A 6,912-nucleotide genomic window follows, 5' to 3' on the forward strand; every position below is an offset into this window, starting at 1 on the left:
CAACTCCGGCCGCAGAGCCGCAAAAGTGCGGCGGGGCGCCGCGCGCGGTCGATCCTGCAGGAGTTGTGCGCCGCCGTCGCGCGGCGGCGAGCATGCGCGGTCGGTCTCACCGGCTTCGGCGCGGGCCTTTCCACACGCCGGCCAGCGCGTCGCGCACCAGGTCCGGGCGGTACAGGATGTCCTCGGCAACCAGGCGCAGGGTGACGTATCCGAGAGCCGCTGCCGCGCGATCCCGACGTCGGTCACGGAGCTGCTCCTCCCACGACGAATGATGGGCGCGGCTGTCGCACTCGACGATGAGCCACCCGCCGACGAGGAAATCGACCCGACCGACCCCTCGAAGACGCCCCTGTGTCTCGTACGGTGCACCGAGGGCACGCAGGATGAGACGCACGAACGTCTCGGGACCCGACTCGGCCGAAGAGTCCACGAGACCGCGGAGCCGCCGGTACCGCCGCGGGAGCCCGTCGAACACCGCATCCACCTCGACGTCGGAGATCAGTCGACCGTGCAACGCGCTGTCCACCGAGGCGATCCCGGCACGCGGCCCCTGGCACAACACGGCTTGCCTCAGCGCCTCCACGAGATCCGCGTGCAGGTCGCCGGGGCGGGCCCGACTCGCACGCCAGTGGGCGACGACACCGGTCGACCGCTCGGGGATCCTGCTCGCTTCTCGGTCGAATTGGACGTGGAGCCCGTCGGTGCGCAGAACGAAGACGCCGAGCACCGACAGCAACGACACGCAATCCAGACGGCCGCCGAAGTACCCGGCATCCCGCGCTGTCGACTCGACGGAGGCGACCGCATACCTCCCCCGCCGGAGCCGGACCAGGGCCCCGCTCCGCACCGCGCTGTCGATGCGATGTCGGCTCCATCCGTCGTCGCGAAGCTGACGGTAGGTGCGGAACTCGGGTGTCGCCATCTCCCCCACCGTGCCCGGCATCGGACGCGCGCGAGCGAGGCGAGAGGCGAATGGGGGATGGATGCCGAGATTGCTCCGCTGTGGAGGAGCCTCGGGACAGACAGAACTCCGGCGCGACATGCACGCTGCGGCATCCACCGGTCAGCGTGCGGAGAATCGCCGGAGTTGTGCCCGGTCGGTAGCGTGGGCGGATGGAACCGGACCGCCTCCACACCCCGCACCTCGAACTGTCCGCGCCGACGGCGGCGGACGTGGCGTCCATCCACGCGGAGTGCCAGGATGCCGACCTGCAGCGCTACACCACGGTGCCGTCGCCGTACCTCCTCACGGATGCCGAGCGCTTCGTCGAACTGACCGCCCGCTGGTGGGGCGACGGTACGGAGCCGACCTGGGCGATCCGCCGCGACGGGCGCCTCGCGGGCATGATCGGGCTGGCGAGGTTCGACACCGGCGCCCCGGAGATCGGGTACTGGATCGCCCGCGACGCGCGGCGGCAGAGTGCGGCCAGCGAGGCCGCGGCGGCCGTGATCGACTGGGCGTTCGCCGACGATCGCCCGAGCATCGAGCGGATCGAATGGCGCGCCGTCGTCGGCAACATCGGCTCGGCGCGCACCGCGCGGCGGCTCGGGTTCCGTTACGAGGGGCTGTTGCGGCGGGCGCACGTCAACAGCCTCGGACGCGCCGACCTGTGGATTGGAGGCCTGCTCCGGCACGACGAACGCGTACCGCAGGAGTGGCTGCTCGACCTGGGCTGAGTGGCCGCACAACTCCGGCACATCCGCCGGGCTCCGCGGCATCCCCGCCTCTCCGCCCACACATGCAGGAGTTGTGCCCGGGCGGCCCCGTGCCGCGGACCTCGACGAGCGCCGCAAGACCCTGTCGAATGTCGGAAGGGGATGCCACGATGGCTCCATGCCCGAGATGCCCGAGGTCGAAGGACTCGTCGAGTTCTTGCGCGGTCGTGTCGCGGGGTTGACGTTCACGAAGGCCTCGATCGCCGCCATCAGCGCCCTCAAGACGTACGACCCCCCGATCGACGCGCTCGTCGGCTCCGCGGTCACCGGGGTCGAACGGCACGGCAAGTTCGTCGACATCGCCGCCGACAGCGGCATCCATCTCGTGTTCCACCTGGCGAAAGCGGGCTGGCTGCGCTGGTACGACGCTCTGCCCTCGACGATCATCAAGCCCGGCAAGACCCCCATCGCGCTGCGCGTGGGATTCGACGACGGCTCCGGGTTCGACCTCACCGAAGCCGGCACGAAGAAGTCGCTCGCGGTGTACGCCGCACGCTCCCCCACCGACGTCCCGGGGATCGCCCGGCTCGGCCCCGACCCGCTCGACGCGGCTCTCGACCGCGACGCGTTCGCCGCCCTGCTCGCGGGCCGTCGCACCCAGATCAAGGGCGTGCTGCGCGATCAGGCGATCATCGCGGGCGTCGGCAACGCCTACTCCGACGAGATCCTGCACGCCGCCAAGATGTCGCCCTACGCCCTCGCGGCCACCCTGACCGACGCCGAGATCGACACGCTGTACGCCGCGATGATCGCCACGCTGACCGAAGCGATCGAGACCGCGCGCGGCAAGCCGCCCGCCGATCTGAAGGATGCCAAGCGCCGGGGCATGCGCGTGCACGGGCGCCGCGGCGAGGCGTGCCCGGTGTGCGGCGACGAGGTGCGCAGCGTGTTCTTCGCCGACAACTCCCTCGAGTACTGCCCGACGTGTCAGACGGGCGGCAAGATCCTCGCCGACCGGCGGCTGTCGCGGCTGCTGAAGTAGCACGGTTTCGCCCCGAGTCGGCGGGAATGAATCCGTGTCGGCGGTGTTGATTAGACTTCGAACAAGCAACACGTGCTCCGGGGTCGGTGAGAATCCGAACCGGCGGTGACAGTCCGCGAACCCCTCCGCATCACGCGGTGGGGCCGATCCGGTGGAATTCCGGAACCGACGGTGATGAGGCGAGCGATCGTCTCTAGTCCGGATAGGAGGCAGCACGGTCGGCGCGCCGCGCCGCCCTGCGCTCCTTCCCCGTTCACGACGGGAAGGACAGGGAAAGATGGCATCCGCCGCCGAAGCAGACGCGATGCGCCGTGCGCTGCGTCTCGCGCGGAACGGCCCCCGCGGGCTCAACCCCCAGGTCGGCGCCGTCCTCCTCTCGCCCGCGGGCGAGGTGCTCGCCGAGGGTTACCACCGCGGCGCCGGAACCCCGCACGCCGAGGTCGACGCCCTGTCGCAGCTCACCCCCGGGGCGGCCCGCGGCGCGACCGCCGTCGTCACCCTCGAACCCTGCAACCACACCGGCCGCACCGGCCCGTGCGCGGTCGCCCTCCTCGAGGCCGGTGTCGCGCGCGTCGTCTACGCGCTCGACGATCCGACCGACGCTGCGACGGGCGGCGCCGACCGCCTCCGCGGCGGCGGCGTCGATGTCGAAGCGGGCCTCGAGCGCGACGCCGCCGCCGACCTCGTGCACGACTGGGTGCACCTGCAGCGCACCGGTCGCCCCGTCGTGACCGTCAAGTGGGCGCAGAGCCTCGACGGCCGCGCCGCCGCCGACGACGGATCCAGCCAGTGGATCACCGGGCCCGCCGCCCGCCGCGACGTGCACGAACGTCGCGCCGCCGCCGACGCGATCCTCGCCGGAACCGGAACGGTCCTCGCCGACGACCCGGCGCTCACCGCGCGCGCCCACGACGGCTCGCTCCTGCCCGACCAGCCGGTCCCGGTCATCGTCGGCGAAAGCCCGATCGCACCGGATGCCGCGGTGCACCGGCACCCGCACGAGCCGCTGATCTTCCCCACCCGCGACCTGGCCGCCGTGCTCGACGACCTCGGCTCCCGCGGCATCCAGCGCATCTTCGTCGAGGGCGGTCCGACCCTCGAGAGCGCCCTCGTGCGCGACGGCCTCGCCGACGAGGTGCTCGTCTACGTCGCCCCCGTGCTCCTCGGCGGGTCCCGCCTCGCGCTCGGCGACGTGGGAGTGCCCACCATCGACGCCGCGCGGCGGCTCGAGGTGGCATCCATCGATGTGCTCGGCGACGACATCCGCGTCGTCGCCCGTCCCGTCCACGACCCCCAGGGAGATCTCTGATGTTCACCGGAATCGTCGAAGAGATCGGCGAGATCACCGCCGTCGAACCCGCCGGCGACGGCGTGCGCGTGACCGTGCGGGCACCGCTGGCGGTGTCGGATGCCGGTCACGGCGACTCGATCTCGGTCAGCGGCGTGTGCCTCACCGTGGTCGAGCAGGGCCCCGACTGGTTCACCGCCGACGTGATGAAGCAGACGCTGGACATGTCCACGCTCGCGGACGTCGCCGCCGGCCGCGCGGTCAACCTCGAACGCGCCACCGCCGCCCACGGACGCCTCGGCGGCCACGTCGTCCAGGGCCACATCGACGGCACGGGCATCGTGCGCGAGGTGCGACCGGGCGCACAGTGGAGCGTCGTGCGCATCGGCATCCCGGCCCACCTGGCTCCGCTCGTGGTCGACAAGGGCTCGATCGCGATCGACGGCGTCTCGCTGACTGTGAGCGCCGTGAGCGACGCCGCCGACCCCGAGCCGTGGCTCGAGGTGTCGCTCATCCCCGAGACGCTCGAGGCGACGACCCTCGGCCGCGCCGAAGCGGGCTCCCCCGTGAACCTCGAGACCGACATCCTGGCCCGGCACGTGCAGCGCCTGCTGGCCTTCCGCAGCACCGAGAATCCCGCGGCCGCGGCCGCATCGACCGAGAGGGGCTCCGCATGAGCCTGTCCACCATCCCCGAGGCCCTCGAGGCCCTGCGCGCCGGACGACCCGTTCTCGTCGCCGACGACGAGAACCGCGAGAACGAAGGCGACGTCATCCTGTCCGCCCAGCTCGCGACCCCCGAGTGGATGGCGTGGACCGTCCGCTGGTCCAGCGGCTACGTGTGCGCGCCGATGCCGTCCGACTGGGCCGACCGCCTCGACCTGCCGCCCATGGTCGAGGTGAACCAGGACGCCCGCGGGACCGCCTACACGGTCAGCGTGGATGCCGCGACGGGCGTGGGAACCGGGATCAGCGCCGCAGACCGCGCGCGCACCCTCACCGTGCTGGCCGACCCGTCGTCGATGCCCTCGAGCCTCATCCGCCCCGGCCACGTGCTGCCGCTGCGCGCCGTCGACGGCGGCGTGCGCGAGCGCGCCGGGCACACCGAGGCGGCCGTCGACCTCATGCGTCTGGCGGGCCTGGAGCCGGTCGGTGCGATCGCCGAGGTCGTGGCCGAAGACGGCAGCATGATGCGTCTGCCCGGACTCCTCGAACTGGGCGAGCGCGACGGCATCCCGGTCATCACGATCGAGCAGCTCATCGCGTACCTCAACGAGACCCAGCCCCTGGACGCCACCCCGGCCCCGCGGCGCCGCGTGAGCCTGCGGGCCGAGGCGAACGTGCCGACCTCGCACGGCACGTTCCGCTTCCTCGCGTACAAGGACCGCATCACCGGGACCGACCACCTCGCGGTCGTCTCGGGCGACCTCTCCGACCAGGCCCCGCTCGTGCGCGTGCACTCGGAGTGCCTGACCGGCGAGGCCTTCGGATCGCTGAAGTGCGAGTGCGGTCCGCAGCTGGATGCCGCCCTCGACACGATCGACCGCGACGGCGGCATCGTCATCTACATGCGCGGCCACGAGGGGCGCGGTATCGGCCTCATCAACAAGCTGCGCGCCTACAGCCTGCAGGAGCGCGGCCTGGACACGGTGGATGCCAATCTCGCCCTCGGTCTGCCCGCCGACGCGCGCGACTACGCCGCCGCCGCGGGCATCCTCGCCGACCTCGGCGTCGAGAAGGTGCGCCTGCTGACGAACAACACCGACAAAGTCGCGCAGCTGCGCGGCTTCGGTCTCGACGTCGTCGAGCAGGTCCCCCTGCTCGTGGGCGTCGGCCCCAACAACCACCAGTACCTCGAGACGAAGCGCGACCGCATGGGTCACGTCATCGCCGAGGACGACCTGCGCGACGCGCTCGCGCACATGAAGGAAGGACTCGTCTGATGGCGGGCAGCGGAGCACCTGAAACCGGCGGCATCGACGCGAGCGGACTGAACGTCGTCGTGGTCGCAGGGACCTGGCACGAGGTCATCACCGACGGACTGATCGCCGGGGCCCGGCGCGTCCTGGATGCCACGGGCGCGACGTACCGCGTCGTGCGCGTGCCGGGTTCGTTCGAGCTGCCGGTCGCCGCGGTGGCGGCGTTCGAGGGCGGGGCCGACGCGGTCGTGGCGCTCGGTGTCATCATCCGCGGTGGCACGCCGCACTTCGAGTACGTCTCGTCGGCGGCCACCGACGGCCTCACCCGGGTCGCGATCGACGCCGGCAAGCCCGTCGGCTTCGGCGTCCTCACCCTCGACGACGAGCAGCAGGGACTGGATCGCGCCGGGCTCGAGGGCTCGAAGGAAGACAAGGGCGCCGAGGCGGCCGACGCCGCCCTGCGCACCGCCCTGGTGCTTCGCGAGCTCCGCGGCTGAGCGCTGCGAGGCGCGCCTCCCGTCGCGGTGAGGTGCGCCTTGCTGGCGCCGCGCGCGCGGCATCCCTAGGGTGACGGGCATGGAGATCCTGCGTCATGTCGTCGTGCTCGTCCACCTCGTGGGCTTTGCCGTGCTCTTCGGAGCCTGGATCGTCGATGCCGTCTCGCGCCGCGCGCGGATCACTCCCCTGATGAACTACGGCCTGCTGATCTCCCTGCTCTCGGGCCTCATCCTCGCGGCACCGTGGGGCATGACGTACGAGCCGAACTACGTCAAGATCGGCGTGAAGCTCGTCGTGCTCATCGTCATCGGCGCGCTGCTCGGGATCGGTTCGGCCCGGCAGAAGCGCACCGGCGCGGTGCCGCCGATCCTGTTCTGGCTCGTCGGTCCGCTGACTCTGCTCAACGCGGCGCTCGCGGTCCTCTGGCGCTGACCCCCCGGCCACGACGCCCCTGTCTCTTATGCACATCTGACGCCGCCGACGAAGCTAGAAGTGTAGATCTCGGGGGTC

Annotated in this window: 8 protein-coding genes and 1 riboswitch; of the genes, 7 read left to right on the forward strand and 1 reads right to left on the reverse strand. The window is 71.7% G+C overall.

The features are described from left to right. Positions 1–106: 106 nt before the first annotated feature. Positions 107–922: a type IV toxin-antitoxin system AbiEi family antitoxin domain-containing protein gene (locus FE256_RS17130; protein ID WP_138178056.1), complete on the reverse strand. Its 816-nt coding sequence runs from the start codon at positions 920–922 to the stop codon at positions 107–109. Positions 923–1,113: 191 nt separating this feature from the next. Between FE256_RS17130 and FE256_RS17135 the strand changes: the two genes are divergently transcribed. The 7 genes from FE256_RS17135 (at position 1,114) to FE256_RS17165 (ending at position 6,834) form a co-directional block, all read left to right on the forward strand. Next, the gene (locus FE256_RS17135) at positions 1,114–1,677 is read left to right on the forward strand and encodes a GNAT family N-acetyltransferase (protein ID WP_138178058.1); all 564 of its coding nucleotides are present in this window, start codon (positions 1,114–1,116) and stop codon (positions 1,675–1,677) included. Between the two features lie 157 nt (positions 1,678–1,834). Beyond that, positions 1,835–2,698 (forward strand): Fpg/Nei family DNA glycosylase, encoded by an 864-nt coding sequence (locus tag FE256_RS17140; RefSeq protein WP_138178060.1) that lies wholly within the window; start codon positions 1,835–1,837, stop codon positions 2,696–2,698. Between the two features lie 69 nt (positions 2,699–2,767). Then, positions 2,768–2,917, forward strand: a riboswitch (FMN riboswitch). A 58-nt stretch (positions 2,918–2,975) separates the two neighbouring features. Continuing rightward, on the forward strand, positions 2,976–4,007 hold the full coding sequence (gene ribD, locus FE256_RS17145; RefSeq protein ID WP_138178062.1) for a bifunctional diaminohydroxyphosphoribosylaminopyrimidine deaminase/5-amino-6-(5-phosphoribosylamino)uracil reductase RibD: 1,032 nt from the start codon (positions 2,976–2,978) through the stop codon (positions 4,005–4,007). Further along, a complete protein-coding gene (locus tag FE256_RS17150) occupies positions 4,007–4,663 on the forward strand; it encodes a riboflavin synthase (RefSeq protein WP_138178064.1) in 657 nt (218 codons plus the stop codon). Before ribD ends, FE256_RS17150 begins: the two co-directional genes overlap by 1 nt. Next, complete coding sequence (gene ribA / locus FE256_RS17155; protein ID WP_138178066.1) at positions 4,660–5,928, forward strand: GTP cyclohydrolase II; 1,269 nt, start codon at positions 4,660–4,662, stop codon at positions 5,926–5,928. The genes FE256_RS17150 and ribA overlap by 4 nt, the downstream gene beginning before the upstream one ends. Next, entirely contained in the window at positions 5,928–6,401 is a 474-nt protein-coding gene (gene ribH / locus FE256_RS17160) for a 6,7-dimethyl-8-ribityllumazine synthase (RefSeq protein ID WP_138178068.1), read from the forward strand. Before ribA ends, ribH begins: the two co-directional genes overlap by 1 nt. Positions 6,402–6,480: 79 nt before the next feature. Continuing rightward, positions 6,481–6,834, forward strand: coding sequence for a Fe-S protein (locus FE256_RS17165; RefSeq protein ID WP_138178070.1), 354 nt, complete (start codon positions 6,481–6,483; stop codon positions 6,832–6,834). The last annotated feature ends 78 nt before the right edge of the window (positions 6,835–6,912 follow it).

The organism is Microbacterium sp. 5K110 (assembly GCF_005774735.1).
Classification (GTDB): domain Bacteria; phylum Actinomycetota; class Actinomycetes; order Actinomycetales; family Microbacteriaceae; genus Microbacterium.

Excerpts from the sequence above, each read along its gene's own strand:
- FE256_RS17130 (WP_138178056.1), bottom strand. The coding sequence starts at position 922 with ATGGCGACACCCGAGTTCCGCACCTACCGTCAGCTTCGCGACGACGGA.
- FE256_RS17135 (WP_138178058.1), top strand. The coding sequence starts at position 1,114 with ATGGAACCGGACCGCCTCCACACCCCGCACCTCGAACTGTCCGCGCCG.
- FE256_RS17140 (WP_138178060.1), top strand. The coding sequence starts at position 1,835 with ATGCCCGAGATGCCCGAGGTCGAAGGACTCGTCGAGTTCTTGCGCGGT.
- ribD (WP_138178062.1), top strand. The coding sequence starts at position 2,976 with ATGGCATCCGCCGCCGAAGCAGACGCGATGCGCCGTGCGCTGCGTCTC.
- FE256_RS17150 (WP_138178064.1), top strand. The coding sequence starts at position 4,007 with ATGTTCACCGGAATCGTCGAAGAGATCGGCGAGATCACCGCCGTCGAA.
- ribA (WP_138178066.1), top strand. The coding sequence starts at position 4,660 with ATGAGCCTGTCCACCATCCCCGAGGCCCTCGAGGCCCTGCGCGCCGGA.
- ribH (WP_138178068.1), top strand. The coding sequence starts at position 5,928 with ATGGCGGGCAGCGGAGCACCTGAAACCGGCGGCATCGACGCGAGCGGA.
- FE256_RS17165 (WP_138178070.1), top strand. The coding sequence starts at position 6,481 with ATGGAGATCCTGCGTCATGTCGTCGTGCTCGTCCACCTCGTGGGCTTT.